The sequence below is a fragment of the Vibrio profundi genome (genome assembly GCF_005281835.1).
Classification (GTDB): Bacteria; Pseudomonadota; Gammaproteobacteria; order Enterobacterales; family Vibrionaceae; genus Vibrio; species Vibrio profundi.
Genome location: NZ_RZIS01000010.1, coordinates 111,596 through 128,699 on the forward strand (window position 1 = coordinate 111,596; position 17,104 = coordinate 128,699).

At 45.4% G+C, this 17,104-nt stretch carries 13 protein-coding genes and 1 riboswitch; of the genes, 5 read left to right on the plus strand and 8 right to left on the minus strand.

The features are described from left to right. The first annotated feature begins 208 nt into the window (after positions 1–208). The 3 genes from ELZ11_RS20095 (at position 209) to tadA (ending at position 4,326) form a co-directional block, all read left to right on the plus strand. A complete protein-coding gene (locus tag ELZ11_RS20095) occupies positions 209–1,771 on the plus strand; it encodes an AbgT family transporter (RefSeq protein WP_137359169.1) in 1,563 nt (520 codons plus the stop codon). A 334-nt stretch (positions 1,772–2,105) separates the two neighbouring features. After that, the gene (locus ELZ11_RS20100; protein ID WP_137359170.1) at positions 2,106–3,662 is read left to right on the plus strand and encodes an AbgT family transporter; all 1,557 of its coding nucleotides are present in this window, start codon (positions 2,106–2,108) and stop codon (positions 3,660–3,662) included. Positions 3,663–3,771: 109 nt separating this feature from the next. Further along, positions 3,772–4,326: a tRNA adenosine(34) deaminase TadA gene (gene tadA, locus ELZ11_RS20105; protein ID WP_279631086.1), complete on the plus strand. Its 555-nt coding sequence runs from the start codon at positions 3,772–3,774 to the stop codon at positions 4,324–4,326. Positions 4,327–4,372: 46 nt separating this feature from the next. Here tadA and ELZ11_RS24040 read toward each other — a convergent pair whose 3' ends face one another. Together ELZ11_RS24040 and mltF are read right to left on the minus strand one after the other, a co-directional pair. Beyond that, complete coding sequence (locus tag ELZ11_RS24040; RefSeq protein ID WP_257619199.1) at positions 4,373–4,507, minus strand: hypothetical protein; 135 nt, start codon at positions 4,505–4,507, stop codon at positions 4,373–4,375. A 177-nt stretch (positions 4,508–4,684) separates the two neighbouring features. After that, a complete protein-coding gene (gene mltF, locus ELZ11_RS20110) occupies positions 4,685–6,235 on the minus strand; it encodes a membrane-bound lytic murein transglycosylase MltF (RefSeq protein ID WP_137359171.1) in 1,551 nt (516 codons plus the stop codon). 296 nt (positions 6,236–6,531) lie between these two features. Here mltF and purL point away from each other — a divergent pair, with 296 nt between their 5' ends. Next, positions 6,532–10,428: a phosphoribosylformylglycinamidine synthase gene (gene purL, locus ELZ11_RS20120; protein WP_137359172.1), complete on the plus strand. Its 3,897-nt coding sequence runs from the start codon at positions 6,532–6,534 to the stop codon at positions 10,426–10,428. A 138-nt stretch (positions 10,429–10,566) separates the two neighbouring features. Here the strand turns inward: purL and dapD are convergent, their stop codons facing one another. The 6 genes from dapD to ELZ11_RS20150 form a co-directional block, all read right to left on the minus strand. Continuing rightward, complete coding sequence (gene dapD / locus ELZ11_RS20125; protein ID WP_137359173.1) at positions 10,567–11,598, minus strand: 2,3,4,5-tetrahydropyridine-2,6-dicarboxylate N-succinyltransferase; 1,032 nt, start codon at positions 11,596–11,598, stop codon at positions 10,567–10,569. Positions 11,599–11,802: 204 nt separating this feature from the next. Next, complete coding sequence (locus tag ELZ11_RS20130) at positions 11,803–12,444, minus strand: MarC family protein (RefSeq protein WP_137359174.1); 642 nt, start codon at positions 12,442–12,444, stop codon at positions 11,803–11,805. 153 nt (positions 12,445–12,597) lie between these two features. Further along, positions 12,598–13,575, minus strand: a complete 978-nt coding sequence (locus ELZ11_RS20135; protein ID WP_137359175.1) for a GGGtGRT protein — start codon at positions 13,573–13,575, stop codon at positions 12,598–12,600. Between the two features lie 24 nt (positions 13,576–13,599). Further along, entirely contained in the window at positions 13,600–14,292 is a 693-nt protein-coding gene (locus ELZ11_RS20140) for an iron-sulfur cluster assembly scaffold protein (RefSeq protein ID WP_137359176.1), read from the minus strand. Between the two features lie 144 nt (positions 14,293–14,436). Continuing rightward, a riboswitch (Fluoride riboswitch) is annotated at positions 14,437–14,522 on the minus strand. Between the two features lie 155 nt (positions 14,523–14,677). Then, entirely contained in the window at positions 14,678–14,971 is a 294-nt protein-coding gene (locus ELZ11_RS20145) for a YebG family protein (RefSeq protein ID WP_137359177.1), read from the minus strand. An 89-nt stretch (positions 14,972–15,060) separates the two neighbouring features. Then, on the minus strand, positions 15,061–15,957 hold the full coding sequence (locus ELZ11_RS20150) for a LysR family transcriptional regulator (protein WP_137359178.1): 897 nt from the start codon (positions 15,955–15,957) through the stop codon (positions 15,061–15,063). 121 nt (positions 15,958–16,078) lie between these two features. Here ELZ11_RS20150 and ELZ11_RS20155 point away from each other — a divergent pair, with 121 nt between their 5' ends. Then, positions 16,079–17,056 (plus strand): TDT family transporter, encoded by a 978-nt coding sequence (locus ELZ11_RS20155; RefSeq protein WP_137359179.1) that lies wholly within the window; start codon positions 16,079–16,081, stop codon positions 17,054–17,056. Positions 17,057–17,104 lie beyond the last annotated feature (48 nt).

Here is a 17,104-nt window from a genome sequence, read left to right on the forward strand (position 1 = left end):
TAAATAACTGTATATGAAATGGTGTTTTTATTGTTTTTAGGTTGTTGTGCAACTATGGCTTTTTTGCAAAATATGTCTCCATTTATGGAAAAGTTGGTGGGATCTTGTGCTTTTTATTGGTTCTTTTAATAGAATATGTGCTGTACCAATAGGTCATGGTCATTACTTTTATTAGACCTAAATAAACAACATCACATATGGAGTTACGATGAGTAACCAAGCTGTAAAACAAGCCCCAGATACTGGCAAAACCAGTGGTATGGATCGCTTTCTAAACTTCATTGAGCGTGCAGGTAACAAGATCCCAGATCCGGCGATTTTGTTCTTCTGGGCGTTAGTTATTGTATGGGTATCATCTGCACTTTTGTCGAATGTTTCATTCGATCTAATCAACCCTCGAACGGGTGATGCTCTACAAGTAAACAACCTTCTAACTGGTGAAGCGCTAGCAAGTTTCCTAGCGAACATGGTAACCACTTTCACTGGCTTTGCACCACTAGGTATTGTACTTGTGGCGATGCTAGGTGTTGGTGTTGCAGATTCTTCAGGCTTTATTCAAACAGGCCTTAAGAAAATGCTTAACTTCACGCCAGCTAAGCTTCTTACACCAATGTTAATCTTGGTGGCTATCGTGTCGCACACGGCAGCTGATGCTGGTTACGTACTGGTTATCCCACTGGGCGGTATTATTTTCCACGCGGCGGGTCGTCACCCTCTAGCGGGTATCGCAGCAGCATTTGCTGGTGTATCTGGTGGTTTCTCTGCAAACTTCATCCCTTCTGGTATCGATCCTCTGTTAGCTGGTTTCACGCAAACAGCAGCAAACGTTCTTGATCCTGAATATGTTGTAAACCCTCTAGCTAACCTTCTATTTACGGGTCTATCTTCAGTTGTTGTTGTAGCAATTGGTTGGTACGTAACTGAGAAAATCATCGAGCCGCGTCTAGCAAATACGCCTATCGATGAAGATGCTGAAGAAGCTCCGGATCTAGGTTCATTCACTGCTATTGAATCGAAAGCATTCCGTTACGCTGGTTGGGCTATGGTTGCTGGTATCGCTGCGCTTATTTTTGCTGTGATGCCTGAAGACTCTGCACTTCGTTCTCCTGAAGGTGAGATCACTGCATTCTCAGCGCCACTGATGCAATCTATTGTTCCTCTGATTTTTGTATTGTTCATCATCCCTGGCATTGTTTACGGTCGTGTTTCTGGCAAGTTCCAAAACAGCAACGATGTAATTAAATCAATGTCTGAGACAATGTCCACAATGGGCGCTTACATTGTAATGTCGTTCTTCTGTGCACAGTTCTTGTCAGCATTCGGTCAATCAAACATTGGTACTATGCTTGCGCTATACGGTGCTGAAGGTTTGAAAGCGATGAACCTTCCGGGTCAAGCGACCATCGTTGGTATGATTCTACTTACTGCATTCGTTAACCTATTGGTTGGTTCTGCATCTGCGAAATGGGCATTGATTGGTCCTATCCTCGTTCCAATGTTGATGGCGGTAGGTATTTCACCTGAGCTTTCTCAAGCGGCTTACCGTGTTGGTGATTCAGTATCGAATATCATTTCTCCACTCATGGTGTTCTTCCCACTAGTCGTGGTTTACTGTCAGCGTTACGTTAAGTCGACAGGCATTGGTACGTTAGCGTCACTAATGATGCCATTCTCAATCGCAATGCTAATTGGTTGGACAGTGTTCCTACTGGCTTACTGGGCACTAGGTATTCCACTAGGTATCAACGCTCCGTACACTTACACTATGTAATCTACGGACGTTTTATACTTCTAGAAAAAGCCTCGCTTATTAGCGAGGCTTTTTGTTTTTTGAGTGAAAGATAATGCTGGCTAATGGGTTGTTTATGGTTCGTTTAATTGTGTTAAATAAGCATTAATGGTTTTAAATTCTATAAATATAACTATGATAAACATTAACGATGTGTGGTGGTATGTGCTTTTGAAGTTATCGACCAATAAACCTCGATTGGGTAGATTTATATGTTTCAGCTGAGTGATATGTAGGTTTTACAGCATATTTTCTGTTTGTTATTGTTCCGGCCCATTTTATAAGTGTGACTTAGTTAAAGTTTAGGATGTAATTTATGAGTGAGCTTGCAGCGGCAGAGGATAAGCCTTCTGGCGTAATCGGATTCATTGAACGAGCAGGTAAAAAAATCCCTGATCCGGTGATCATTTTCATGTTCTTGTTTGCGATGTCTTTAGTGCTGACTAGCCTAATGGATGGCGTGAGCTTCGAAACGATGGGTAAGGGTGGAGAAGCGGTAGAGTTCTCTATTAAAAACATGTTAGCCACCGAGAACTTCCGTTGGATGTTTGAGAATGCGTTATTGCAAAACTGGTTAGCGTTTGGTCACGGTGTACTTGGTGTCATTTTGATTGTGATGCTTGGGGTGGGGATTGCGGAGAACTCAGGTCTACTGACGGCTGTCATCAAAAAGGTTGGCCTTAAAATTAGTGATCGCCTGCTACCTCTGCTAGTCGTGTTTCTGGGTATCATGAGTTCGATTGCTGCTGATGCAGGCTACTTAGTTCTAATCCCATTGGCTGGTCTTTTGTATGCGGGCCTTGGAAAAAACCCTCTGATTGGTATGGCAGCGGCATTTGCCGGTGTTTCCGCGGGCTTTAGTGCTAACTTGCTACCAGCGACACCGGTTGATGTGGTGTTAGGCGTTAACGCTAAGATTTTTGCAGAGTCGCAAAATGTGCCATTCGTTGGACGTAATGGTGAAGCGCTTAATCCAGCAACCATGCACTACTTCTTTGTTTTGGTATCGACATTCCTATTGGCGATTGTGGGAGCTTGGGTAACCACGCGCTTTATTACTCCTCGCTTAGAAAAAATGTCTTATCAGTTACCTGAAGAAGTGAATTTTGACGAATTTGAACTGACCCAAAAAGAGCAAAAAGGACTTCGTTGGGCTGGGCTTGGTTTGCTTGTAACTTTGGCTGGTATATATGGTTTAGCGGTTGGCCCACTAGCGCCGTACACTAATGAAGCTGGCAAAGAAGTAACGCCTTATCTTGATAACATCATCCTGCTTATCTCTTTAGTTTTTGCGATGGTTGGGCTGTGCTTTGGTGTGGCAACGGGTAAGTTCAAAAAGCTACAAGATGTTGTGAGCGCCATGGTGAAGCAGATGAACACCATGGGTTACGTATTGGTACTGACCTTCTTCTGTTACAACTTCTTAGCGCTACTTAGCTACTCTGGTCTAGGTACATACGTCACTTACCTTGGGGCGACTTTCTTACAGTCTCTAGGTTTACAGCAATTCCCGGCTCTGATGTTACTAGGCTTTATCTTAACAACTGCTGTGATTAACTTATTCGTAGGTGGACTGACGTCTAAGTGGATGCTGCTTGGGCCTATCTTTGTTCCTATGTTGTACCAAGTAAACCCGAACATGACTCCAGACTTGGTAACGGCGGCTTATCGCGTTGCAGACTCTTCAACGAACATTATTACGCCGATGATGAGCTATGCGGGTGTTGTTCTAGCGTTTATGCGTAAGTACAAACCGGAGCTGACTTTCGGTGATGTGATTGCCATTATGGTTCCATACTCAGTGGCATTTTTGACATTGTGGTCGGCAGTACTGATTGGTTTCTTCACTTTTGGGCTACCACTAGGTTTCTAATCTTAGTGCACTAACGAGTGAATAACGCCCAGCTATATTGCTGGGCGTTTTGTTATAGGCGAGATGAGGCTATAATTCGTCTTCATTTATCTTCGCTGTGAGTAACCTCGTGTCCATAGAATCCGTACCTCCACCAAGCCAGTTTACAGAACAAGACCACCATTTCATGCGCATGGCAATATCGCTAGCACAACGTGCTGAAGAAGAAGGTGAAGTGCCTGTTGGTGCGGTATTGGTTAAAGAGGGTGAGGTTATCGCTCAAGGGTGGAACCAATCAATCGGTCAACACGACGCGACTGCTCATGCTGAGATGCAGGTGTTGCGTAGGGCAGGGCAAGAGCTAGAAAACTACCGGTTATTGGATACCACTTTATACGTTACGTTAGAACCATGCCCAATGTGCGCAGGAGCTTTGTTACACAGCCGAGTGAAGCGTATTGTCTTTGGGGCGCCAGATCTTAAAGCAGGGGCAGCGGGTACAGTGCTGAATCTTTTTGAGCACCAAGCCGCCTACCATTATGCCGACGTAGAACACGGTTTATTGGAAGATGAATGCCGCCATCAGTTACAGGCATTCTTCAAACGTAGGCGCAAAGAAATTAAAGATAAAAAGAAGCAGCAGCGGCTGATTGATGAGAACAATGGGAAAGTGAACGGGGAATAACAGTTAACCCGTTATCATGATAAAAGCGGCGGATTGAGAGTTGAGCTTACTCCGCAATCATCTGCATAAAAGCGCGATTACGCCAAATTATCTTTTTCTTATTGTTCGACAACATGCGCTTGCGGCGATTGGCTGCGACGGTTTTATTGAGTCGTTTTGATTGGATCTTACGTTTCATCATGAGCGAATTCCTACTACTAATTGGGATTTGGCTTAAGACTTACAGCGAGCTGCAAATCAATTGTCAGCTGTTATAGAACTCTATTGTTACCAAAGTATGACACAGTCATTTTGGTTCGACTTCCTTTAAGATAAAAAAAGAGCAATGTACGTATCACACTGCTCTTTTGTTTTTTGTCTACTTACTGGTTTGGGCTTCGCTAATCGCAGCTTGCGCCGCGCTGATCGTTGTTACCGCTGCTGATGGTAGGGCTAGCGGTGGGATGACCGTTAAGTCGTCAATGCCATCTTGCTGATCAGCAAGGATCTGCTTATCAACATGGCCAATGATACTTTGGTAATAACGTCGAATATTCTCAACGTAATTTCTAGCCTCATCGCCTCGAGCATAACCATAGCGAGTTCTGCTGTAGTATTTTTTCTGTCTGAGTAGTGGCAGTCGATCTTTTACGTCGCCCCATGCATTAGGATCACCACCTTGAGTTTTAGTTAAACGACGCGCGTCCATCATATGGCCGAAGCCAACGTTATACGAGGCAAGGGCAAACCAAATTTTTTCATGTTCGGAAATGGAGTCAGGTACTCGTTTTACAATGCGGCGTAAATATTCGACTCCGCCTTGAACGGATTGTTCAGGATCAAGACGATTAGTCACTCCTACGCTTTTCGCGGTTGGCAGGGTTAACATCATCATGCCACGAACGCCTGTCGGAGACTTAGCTACTGGGTTCCAGTGGGACTCTTGATAAGCTAATGCCGCGATTAAGCGCCAATCGAATTCTTTCGAATATTCTTGGAAAAGTGGGGACCACTTTGGCAGCTTGCTGTCGAGTGCTCGAATAAAAGCGCGAGTATCAACATAGTCAAAACTACCGATATGACCGATGTATTTTTCTTCTAAGCTAGCCAGTTCACCAGATTGTTTGTAGTTGCCGAAAAACTCGATTAGCAGCGCGTATAAGCTCTCATCCTCAGATTTATTCAAGTACCAAGAGATAGGCTGATCTTCGGTCAGTTCAAATGCCAACGCTAAATCTGGGTAGAGGCGCTGTGCTAAAGAAAGTTCAACAGAGTCAGCAACGGTGAATTGTAATTTCCCGTTAGAGACTCGGCGTAATAAGTCGTTAACGTCTGCGTTGCCGACAGATTTATACATTAACTCTGGGTTTTGTTTTTGAATCGCTTGTAAGGTCGGTTCAAAGTGCGATTCTTTCACGATAACAAGCGCTGGGTCTAAGGCATCTTGATTATCTTCTAAATGTTCAGCTTGGCGCTTACTCTCATACTGAATCAGCTGCTCTAAGTTCCTCGGACGCCATTGTCCTTTCTTATATACCACTTGTTGACTGACGTAGTAGTAAGTCGGCGCAGCTCTAAACGAACGTGTTAATTTAGAAGTTTGGGTTAGGCCAGTTGCAATAAGATCGATTTCGCCTTTTTTAAGGGCAGGGAATAAGCCTGATAATCGGTAAGCTGGCTTAATTTCTAAACGGACACCGAGTTGATTTGCGAACTCACGAGCCAATTCATAATCTAACCCTGCGGGGCCATCAGGGCCAATATAATAAGAGAGTTGATTGTTTAACGTGCCCACGCGTAGCACACCACGTTCACGGATTTGATCCAGAACGCTTTTCGGCTCAGATTCGATCTGACAACCGGCAATACCAAGAACGCTAATTAATAAGAGAATAATCTTGGTAGAAAAACCTAACGTAAGTTTTGACATGAAAATGAATTCTCGTACGACGAATAATGTCTTTATACCAAACCCCGCCTTACTGGCATAGCCAGAATCATTAAGCATGTGTAAAACTGGTGGCAGAATCGACAAAAGCCTGTAACCGTAGGTTGACAAAAAAAATAACGCAAACGGTTGCTTTTGGTGTTACATCACAAAACTAATTGCTTTATAATGCGCTCGCAAGTGAAGAGGTGCGATCGGCATAGGTTCGAAGTAAATACAGTAACCCACTGAATTTATTCCAATATCACCTTAATCAACTGCATAAGAGACCTAAGCACATGAGAATTTTGCGTGGCTCCCCAGCTCTATCTGAGTTTCGTGTTAACAAGCTTTTAGAGCTTTGTCGTGAATTAAGCTTACCTGTAACAGGTATTTACGCTGAGTTTGCCCACTTTGCTGATTTAACAGCAGACCTAGACGCGTCTGAAGTTGAGAAGCTAGAAAAGCTACTGACTTACGGTCCAACGATTGAAGAGCATGAACCAGAAGGTTTACTGCTGCTTGCTACTCCTCGTCCAGGTACTATTTCTCCTTGGTCTTCAAAATCTACTGATATCGCACAGAACTGTGGTCTAGCGAAAGTATCTCGCCTAGAGCGCGGTACGGCTTTCTACATTGAAACATCTTCTGAACTTTCTGAGCTTCAACTTGTTGAGCTGAAAGCGATTCTTCACGATCGTATGATGGAAGTGGTATTCACTGATTTCGAATCTGCGGCAGCACTGTTCACTGTTGCAGAACCAGCACCTTATACGGAAGTTGAGCTTCTTACAGGCGGCCGTAAAGCGCTTGAAGAAGCAAACGTTACCCTAGGTCTTGCTCTTGCAGAAGATGAGATTGATTACCTACTTGAAAGCTTTGTAGCTAAGCTTGAACGTAACCCGACTGACATCGAGCTAATGATGTTTGCACAAGCGAACTCAGAGCACTGTCGTCACAAGATTTTCAACGCTGATTGGACTATCGACGGCGTTAAGCAAGAAAAATCATTGTTCAAGATGATTAAGAACACTTACGAAACGACACCAGAAAACGTACTTTCTGCGTACAAAGATAACGCAGCAGTAATGACAGGTTCTGAAGTCGGTCGTTTCTTCCCAGATCCAGAAACTCGCCAGTACAACTACCATCAAGAGAAGACACACATCTTGATGAAAGTTGAAACGCACAACCACCCAACGGCAATCTCTCCATGGCCGGGCGCATCAACAGGTTCAGGCGGTGAAATCCGTGATGAAGGCGCTACAGGTATTGGTGGTAAACCAAAAGCTGGTCTAGTGGCGTTCTCTGTATCTAACCTTAAAATCCCGAACTTCGTTCAACCTTGGGAAACTGACTTTGGTAAGCCAAGCCGTATCGTTACTGCTTTGGATATCATGCTTGAAGGTCCTCTTGGTGGTGCGGCATTTAACAACGAATTTGGTCGTCCAAACCTACTAGGTTACTTCCGTACTTACGAAGAGAAAGTAAACTCTCACGCAGGTGAAGAAGTACGTGGTTACCACAAGCCGATCATGCTGGCTGGTGGCCTAGGTAACATCCGTGACGAGCACGTTCAGAAGAAAGAGATCCCAGTAGGTGCAAGCCTAATCGTTCTGGGTGGTCCAGCGATGAACATCGGCCTTGGTGGCGGTGCGGCATCTTCAATGGATTCTGGTTCTTCTTCTGAAGATCTTGATTTCGCTTCGGTACAACGTGAAAACCCAGAGATGGAGCGTCGTTGTCAGGAAGTTATCGACCGTTGTTGGCAGCTAGGTGATGCGAACCCAATCGCATTCATCCACGATGTGGGAGCGGGCGGTATCTCAAATGCACTTCCTGAACTCGTAGACGATGGCGAGCGTGGCGGTATCTTCAACCTACGTGACGTGCCAAACGATGAGCCGGGCATGAGCCCACTTGAGATCTGGTGTAACGAATCTCAAGAGCGTTACGTAATGGCGGTTGCAGACAAAGACATGGCAACGTTCGACGCTATTTGTAAGCGTGAACGCGCACCTTACGCAGTGGTTGGTAAAGCGACTGAAGAACGTGAACTTAAACTTGAAGATTCACACTTCGACAACACGCCAATCGACATGCCAATGGACATCCTATTAGGTAAAACGCCTAAGATGCACCGTGACGCGAAAACGCTAAAAGCGAACAACCCAGCGATTGACCGTTCTGGTATCGAAATGAACGAAGCGGTTGACCGTGTTCTTCGCTTGCCAACTGTCGCTGAGAAAACATTCCTAATCACTATCGGTGACCGCTCGGTAACTGGCCTTGTTGCTCGTGACCAAATGGTTGGCCCATGGCAGGTTCCTGTTGCTAACTGCGCGGTAACAGCAGCAAGCTACGACTCTTACCACGGCGAAGCGATGTCTCTTGGTGAGCGCACACCAGTAGCTCTACTAGACTTCGGTGCATCGGCTCGTCTAGCAGTTGGTGAAGCAATCACAAACATCGCAGCGACTAACATCGGCGATATCAAACACATTAAACTGTCGGCGAACTGGATGTCTCCAGCGGGTCACCCAGGTGAAGATGCTGGCCTTTACGAAGCGGTGAAAGCTGTCGGTGAAGAGCTATGTCCTGCTCTAGGTCTAACTATCCCTGTGGGTAAAGACTCAATGTCGATGAAGACTAAGTGGGAAGAGAACGGCGAGCAGAAAGAAGTCACTTCTCCGCTATCTCTTGTTATCACTGCATTTGCACGTGTTGAAGATGTTCGTAAGACGATTACGCCTCAGCTTCGCACTGACAAGGGAGCTTCAAGCCTAGTACTTATCGACCTAGGTAACGGTAAAAACCGTCTAGGTGCAACAGCACTAGCGCAAGTTTACAAGCAGCTTGGTGATAAGCCAGCAGACGTAGACAACGCAGCGCAACTAAAAGGCTTTTACGAAGGCGTTCAAGCACTGGTTGCTAAAGACCAAGTTGTGGCTTACCACGATAAAGGCGATGGCGGTCTATTCGTTACTCTAGCTGAAATGGCATTCGCAGGTCACTGTGGTGTTAATGCAAACATTGAAGCGCTAGGCGAAGATACTCTAGCTGCGCTATTCAACGAAGAGCTAGGTGCGGTAATCCAAGTTCGTAACGACGACCTAGACGCGGTTCTTTCTACGCTTGCAGCCAACGGCCTAGAAGCGTGTTCACACGTTATTGGTTCTGTTGAAGCATCTGATGAGCTAGTGATTAAGTCTGGTGAATCTGTAGTGATTGAACGTAACCGTACTGAGCTGCGTACTATCTGGGCTGAAACAACTCACAAGATGCAGTCTTTACGTGATAACACTGCATGTGCAGATCAAGAACACGAAGCGAAGAAAGACAATTCAGACCCTGGTCTAAACGTGAAACTAAGCTTTGATGTAAACGAAGATATAGCTGCACCATACATTGCTACTGGTGCTAAGCCTAAGATGGCGATTCTACGTGAGCAGGGTGTTAACTCTCACGTTGAAATGGCAGCAGCATTCGACCGTGCAGGTTTCGAAGCGACTGATATTCACATGAGCGACATCCTAACGGGTAAAGCGGTACTTGATGAGTACAACGGCCTTGTAGCATGTGGTGGCTTCTCTTACGGTGACGTATTAGGCGCTGGTGAAGGTTGGGCTAAGTCGGTTCTGTTTAACGATTCGACTCGTGAGCAATTTGAAAACTTCTTCAAGCGTGAAGATACCTTCTCTCTAGGTGTGTGTAACGGTTGTCAGATGTTGTCTAACCTGCGTGAACTTATCCCTGGTGCTGAGTATTGGCCACGTTTCGTTCGCAACGAATCTGAGTGTTTTGAAGCACGTTTCAGCCTAGTTGAAGTTCAGAAATCTGATTCTGTATTCTTCAACGGCATGGAAGGTTCTCGTATGCCAATCGCAGTTTCTCACGGTGAAGGCCGCGTAGAAGTGCGTGACAACGACCACCTAAACGCGATTGAAAACTCAGGTACAGTTGCTCTGCGTTACGTTGATAACCACGGTAATCCTACGCAGCAATACCCGAATAACCCGAACGGTTCGCCAAACGCTATCACAGGTCTAACAACGACTGATGGCCGCGTGACTATCATGATGCCTCACCCAGAGCGTGTATTCCGCACAGTTGCTAACTCTTGGTCTCCAGAAGGTTGGGGCGAGAATGGCGCTTGGATGCGTATGTTCCAAAACGCACGTAAGAATGTTGGTTAATCACTAAGGTTCTGGACAAAAAATACAAAGGGTAATGCATAGGCATTACCCTTTTTGTTTGTCTGAAAAACGTAAATGCGAGATACAAAAAAGCCGCTTCAGGAATCCTGTAGCGGCTTGTTTTGATTTTGAGCGCGATTAGTTATTGCTGTGCAATTCGCTGTTTAGCTCTACCGCTGACTTGTTCGCAAGACACTCGATTTGACCAGTCACAGAGTTTCGACGGAACAGCAGATCAGAAACACCAGCAAGATCGCGTGCTTTAATGATTTCTACTTCGTTGCCTTCTTTGTCTAGCATACGTACTTTAGTACCAGCTGTTACATATAGACCAGATTCCACAGTACAGCGGTCGCCCATAGGGAAGCCAAGACCTGCGTTTGCACCTAGTAGGCAGTTTTCGCCGATAGAGATAATCATAGTACCGCCACCAGAAAGTGTACCCATGATAGAAGCGCCGCCGCCGATGTCTGAACCGTTACCTACAACAACACCTGCAGAGATACGACCTTCAACCATGCTTACGCCAGTTGTACCCGCGTTGAAGTTGATGAAACCTTCGTGCATTACGGTTGTGCCTTCGCCAACGTGTGCGCCAAGACGAACGCGAGAAGTGTCAGCAATACGAATACCTGTTGGTACCACGTAATCCACCATTTTAGGGAACTTGTCTACGCAATCAACAGACAGAGTGCGGCCAGCAAGGCGAGCTTCGATTTGACGCTCAGCAAGCTCTGGAAGATCGATAGGACCTTCGTTTGTCCATGCGATGTTGTGCAGTAGACCGAAGATGCCGTCTAGTACTGTACCGTGTGGTTGAACTAGGCGGTTAGAAATAAGTTGTAGCTTTAGGAAGCCTTCAGCAACTGATGCTGGTTTCTCGTCTGTCGCTAGAACTACAAGAACAAGTGGTTGCTCAGATGCAGCTGCTTTTTCTGCGAAAGATGCGTTTGCTGCATCGTCGTTTGCTGCGAATGCTTTCGCTAGTTCAGCGCTTTGTGCAGCAGAGATTTCGATTGCTTGATTACATTCGGTGTAACCAGCAACTTCAGCGACAGCTGCAACGAGTGCATCACTTGGGTTAAGAAGCGGGTTAGGGAAGAACGCTTCAATAATTTTATTGTCGCGGTTTTTGGTTGCCGTACCAAAGGCTAGTGAAAAGTAAGCCATGTTGAATCTCCATGTTTTGAATTGGTTTTATGGATAGCAAATTGCTATCGCATGAAAAATTTTTGTTGGGAACATCATAAAGAGAGCGCTCAAGTTATGAAAGGGCGCGTGGGGAGAAAGTCTGTAAAATGATATTGCTTGTCTTTTTAGCGATAGTTTTCTTCTATAAGATAACTATCGCTAAATGGATATTTGAACTGAAGTCTAAATAAATAACGCTTTGTAGGCCTGTTCCATCCCTTCTATCAACATTTGCATACCTATAACAGCAAGGATCAATCCCATCATGCGAGTGATTACATTGAGGGCGCTGGGGCCAACCGCTTTAACGAACCTTTCACCAAATACAAACAGAACATAGGTTAAGGCACACAGTAGGCCAAATGCGATGATAGTAATGACGGTTTCGTAAATCCCGCCCGTTGTCGCAAAGTTCATGGCAGTTGCGATAGTGCCGGGGCCAGCTAAAATCGGCATCGCTAATGGTGAGACCGCGATACTCAGTGCGGCATCTTGTTGCGCTTCAGAGCTGGCTTTTTCTTTGGCTTTTCCATGCGTGGAATCGCCTTGCAGCATATGAAAGCCAATAAGAAAGACTAAAATACCGCCGGTAATTCGTAATGCATAAAGGGTGATGCCGAATAGATCGAAAATGACTTTTCCGGAGATGGCGAACACCGCAATGATAAGAAAAGCGATGAACACTGAGCGAAATGCGATGGATTTGACTGTGTCACGATCGTTACCATTGGTTAAACCAAGAAAGATTGGTGTATTAGCAACAGGGTTCATGATGGCAAAAAAGCCCATGAAAACGGTGATGGTGTGGATGATCAGCTCTTTCATTTTATTCCTTTAATAAATAGAGAGTTAACCGCAACTCAATTCACTTTTAGTGTAGTTGTAGATAGTAGAACATGTTTAGAATAAAAAATAGCCAACGTTCAAGTTGGCTATTAATCGATATGGCTAGGTGTTGCTTGAGTCTGAACTCTTTGATTACCGAAACTGATGCTGGCTGACTTCTACTGCAAGTGCGACCGTGGCGCCTACCATTGGATTATTTCCCATCCCGATGAAGCCCATCATCGCGACATGAGCAGGAACTGAAGAGCTGCCTGCGAATTGTGCGTCAGCGTGCATTCTGCCCATAGTATCTGTCATGCCGTAAGATGCAGGGCCAGCGGCTACGTTATCTGGGTGTAAAGTTCGACCTGTACCACCTCCGGAAGCGACTGAGAAGTAGGGTAACCCTTGGCGAGTACGTTCTGCTTTGTAGATGCCAGCAACAGGGTGTTGGAAGCGCGTGGGGTTGGTTGAGTTACCCGTAATACTCACATCGACCTGCTCTTTGTGCATGATGGCGACCCCTTCTCGGACATCGTCTGCCCCATAACATAAGATCTTGCCGCGAGGACCTTTTGAGAAGCGGCGACGCTCTGTTTCAACAAGCTCATCGGTTTGGTAGTCGTACTGAGTACGAACATAGGTAAAGCCGTTGATACGTGAGATAAGGTAAGCGGCATCTTTTCCTAGACCATTTAGAATCACTTTCAGTGGTGTTTCACGTGATTTGTTGACGTTTAAAGCAATTTTTATTGCGCCTTCAGCGGCGGCAAAGGATTCGTGGCCAGCCAGAAAAGCGAAGCATCGGCTTTGCTCATTGAGTAAACGTGCCGCTAGTGCACCATGGCCAAGGCCCACTTGACGCTGTTCTGCGACGCTGCCTAATTTGGTGAATGCTTGTAGACCTTCACCAATGATGGTTGCCGCTTGTTCAGCGTTTTCTGCTTGGCGATGCAATGCTAGGGCTGTACCTAAGGTGTATGCGTCTGCTGCGCTTTCAAACGCTATAGGTTGGGTATCCATCACTAGCGCCTTTGGGTCAATGTCATGTTGAGTGCAGTAGCGATAGGCTTGTTCTAAGTTCTCTAAATGCATTTCTGCCAATAGATGATTTACAGATTGAATATTCATAACGCGATTCCTCTGATTGGCAAATTAGTGCTGACGTGGGTTAATTGTGGTTACGGCTTCATCAAAGCGACCGTAAGTGCCTGTCGCAAGGTCGGCCGCTTCATTGGCTGGCACACCTTGATTGATGGCTTTCATCATTTTTCCGAGGTTTAGGTACTCGTAACCAATCACTTCATGGTGTTCATCGAGCGCGAGTTTGGTGACGTAACCTTCTGCTAGCTCTAAGTAGCGAACGCCTTTTGCTGAAGTAGCGTAGCTTGTGCCGACTTGGCTGCGCTGCGTTTGGCCTAGATCTTCCAGAGCTGCCCCTATCTCCAGGCCACCTGCAGAAAAAGCGGATTGAGTGCGGCCATAAACGAATTGAAGGAATATTTCGCGCATCGCGACGTTGATCGCATCGCACACTAAGTCGGTATTGAGCGCTTCAAGAATGGTCTTGCCTGTAAGGATCTCGCTTGCCATTGCCGCAGATTGCGTCATGCCTGAGCAGCCGATTGTTTCTATTAAAGCTTCTTCTATGATGCCCCGTTTGACATTTAAAGTGAGTTTGGCTGCGCCTTGTTGAGGAGCGCAAGTTCCTACTCCGTGGCTCAGGCCTGAAATGGCAATCACGTCTTTCGGGCTCACCATTGAACCTTCTACTGGAATAGGCGACGACGCGTGTAAATCTCCCCTTTGAATAGGGCACATTGACTGTATTTCGGAAGAATAATGCATGGTTGTTTTCCCACTAAATTGCTGGCGGAGAAAACAGGATGTGTTGGAAGAGGTGCGGCTAATTCACTACAGATCTTTAGTATCTAACGGTTGGGATTATTTCCCAATAACATCATGATACGTCCAACAGGATTGCCTGTTTTCGATTCTGTAGGAGTCATTAGCTTATGTTCGTTAAGAACGGGCGGTTGAAGCTGTTGCTTAGGTGGAACCCCATCACCTGTGAGCTATAGATTAGATCTTAATCACATTTTTGCGCAAGTGAATGTTTAGAGTAATTGGAGATATAAAGGGTGGTTATTATGTTTCTATCGATATAAAAAAACGCCACCGATCGACTCAGGTTGTGAGTGCATCGTTGGCGTTTTGTTCGTGAATCTGCGACTTACGCTGCGTCTTCTTCTTTAGTGTCCGCTACTGCTTCAACTTTTGCTTTTTTCGGAGCCGGCTTACGCTTAGCACCTAACGCGTATAGTACTTCTTCTTTGTTCTTTGCTAGGAACATTGCAAGCTCTTCTTGCTTACCTTCGTCTTCTAACAATTCGCTTTTGCCAAGCAATTCGAAAAGCTCATCCGACATATCCAGCATTTTGTCATAAGCGTCAGCTTCGGCTTTAGAGGTAAAAGTCATTTTCTCTTCTCCGTTGCGTTCCACCACGTACTTGACGATAACAGCCATGGTTAATCCTCTAAGTTTGATTAATTTTTACTGGCTTTTTATACAGTTTTAACGCATGAAAGTCCAGTCGTTCACAGCGTTCTGGGAGTTTAGTCCCGCTCTCGTGACCAGTCTTGGCAATAGCTCATAAAGGCTTTCAATAGTGGGCTTTGATATTTGTCTTTATGGACGAGAAGCCAAAATCGTCGCTGCATGTCGAGAGGTAAGTTAAGCACTTTCACTCGGCCGCTATGAATGGCTGGTTCAACCGCCAAACGAGAAAGGCAGGCTATGCCTAAATTGGCCGACACTGAGTTGATGATCGCTTCCGTTGTATTCAACTCAAAGGCTTCATGCCAAGTTTCGATGCGAGGTGCGACGGTGCGTAAAAAGAATTCACGCGTACCAGACCCCGGTTCTCGCAAAATCCATTCACTGTTCTCTAGTTGGTGAAGTGACACGTTATCGAGAGAAGCGAGTGGATGGTTTGGGCTAGCAATGACACACATTTCATCTTGGCTGAACTCACTTGAAAGTAATTCAGGGTGCAGCGTTTTACCTTCAATCAGAGCGATATCCAATTCGTACTCAACCAACTTCTGGCAGATCAATGCACTGTTCGAGATGAATAAGCTTTGCGACCTATGCTGAGTGTGCTCGCGGAACCCTGAGAGTAAATAGGGAGCCACTTGGTTTCCTATCGTATCACTGGCTCCAACCTTTAAAATCCCGCTCAGTGGTTGATTATCATTAAACAGTTCGTCGATATCAGCGGCGCGATTGAGTATTTCATCTGCTAAAGGCAACAGCTTTTGCCCTTCTTGGTTGAGGATGAGGCGATTGTTAACGCGGTCAAATAGCGAGTGCCCAAGCTGTTTTTCCATTTCCGATAACGCCATGCTCACGGCTGCTTTCGAAAGAAATAGCGCCTCAGAAGCGGAAGTTAACGTGCTGTGCTGAGTAATGGTAACGAACACTTTCAATTGTTTAATCGAGATATTGGCCATTTTTGCTCTGTGTTCAATTGTATTTAACGAGTGTTTTATATAATTGGATATAATCGAACATAGTGCAAGAGTAAGATTGCCTTATCAAGCTAGTTAGTGGAAAGCACAAAGAGAGGCAAAGATGATTAGACGATTAAAAAATACAGTAATGGGTGCTCCCACTCCAATGGCTGGCTTAGCGTTATCAATAGCAAGTTTAGGTTGGTGCTGGGAAAATGTGTTAGACAGCAACGGCTATGTTCAGTGGGCAAGCGCGGCGATAGGTGGCGTTCTACTGACGATTCTGGCAATTAAATTCCTATTTCATGGTCATTTGCTAGCAAAAGATTTAGCTCACCCAGTAGTGGGAAGCGTAGTACCCACCTTTGCTATGGGTGTCATGGTGGTGTCTAACTCGATCGGTCAATTTTACCCAACAGCAGGCAATGTTATTTGGCTTGCGGCTGTAGTGTTGCATGTCGTTTTCTTGGTAAGTTTTTTCTACCACCGTGCAAAAGACTTTGAGTTACACCATATGGTACCAAGCTGGTTTGTGCCGCCAATCGGTATTGTCGTTGCTGATGTGGCTTTCTCTGGCGAGCCTTCACTTCAATGGATTGCCGATTCAGTATTATGGTTTGGTTTGGCTTCTTACTTAGTGATGTTGCCAATGATGGTTTATCGCTTAATCTTTACTCATGAAGTGCCTGATGCGGCAAAACCAACCATTGCGATTATGGCAGCGCCTGCAAGCGTATCTTTGGCTGGTTACTTAGCGGTAAGCGCTGAGCCATCACCTGTGATCATTGGCGTGCTATTTGGGATAGCAATTCTAATGACTTCGATTATTTATGTCGCTTTCTTGAAATTGATGCGTTTACCATTTAGCCCGGGTTATGCGGCATTCACTTTCCCACTAGTGATTAGTGCTACTGCATTGTTTAAAACCGCTGACTGGATGGAAAGTATCAATGTTGCTAGCGAATATGTCGCTCAGGTGAATTGGTTAGCGGATATTGAGTTAGGGGTAGCAACACTGGTTGTTAGCTATGTAGCGATTCGTTATTACGCCGCTTACCGTCCTCACCAACACCTAATCGCTAAGCAACCAAGTTTGTGATTAATCGATAACCTATTAGTTTTTCATGAGCTTATTTTCTCTTTTTGC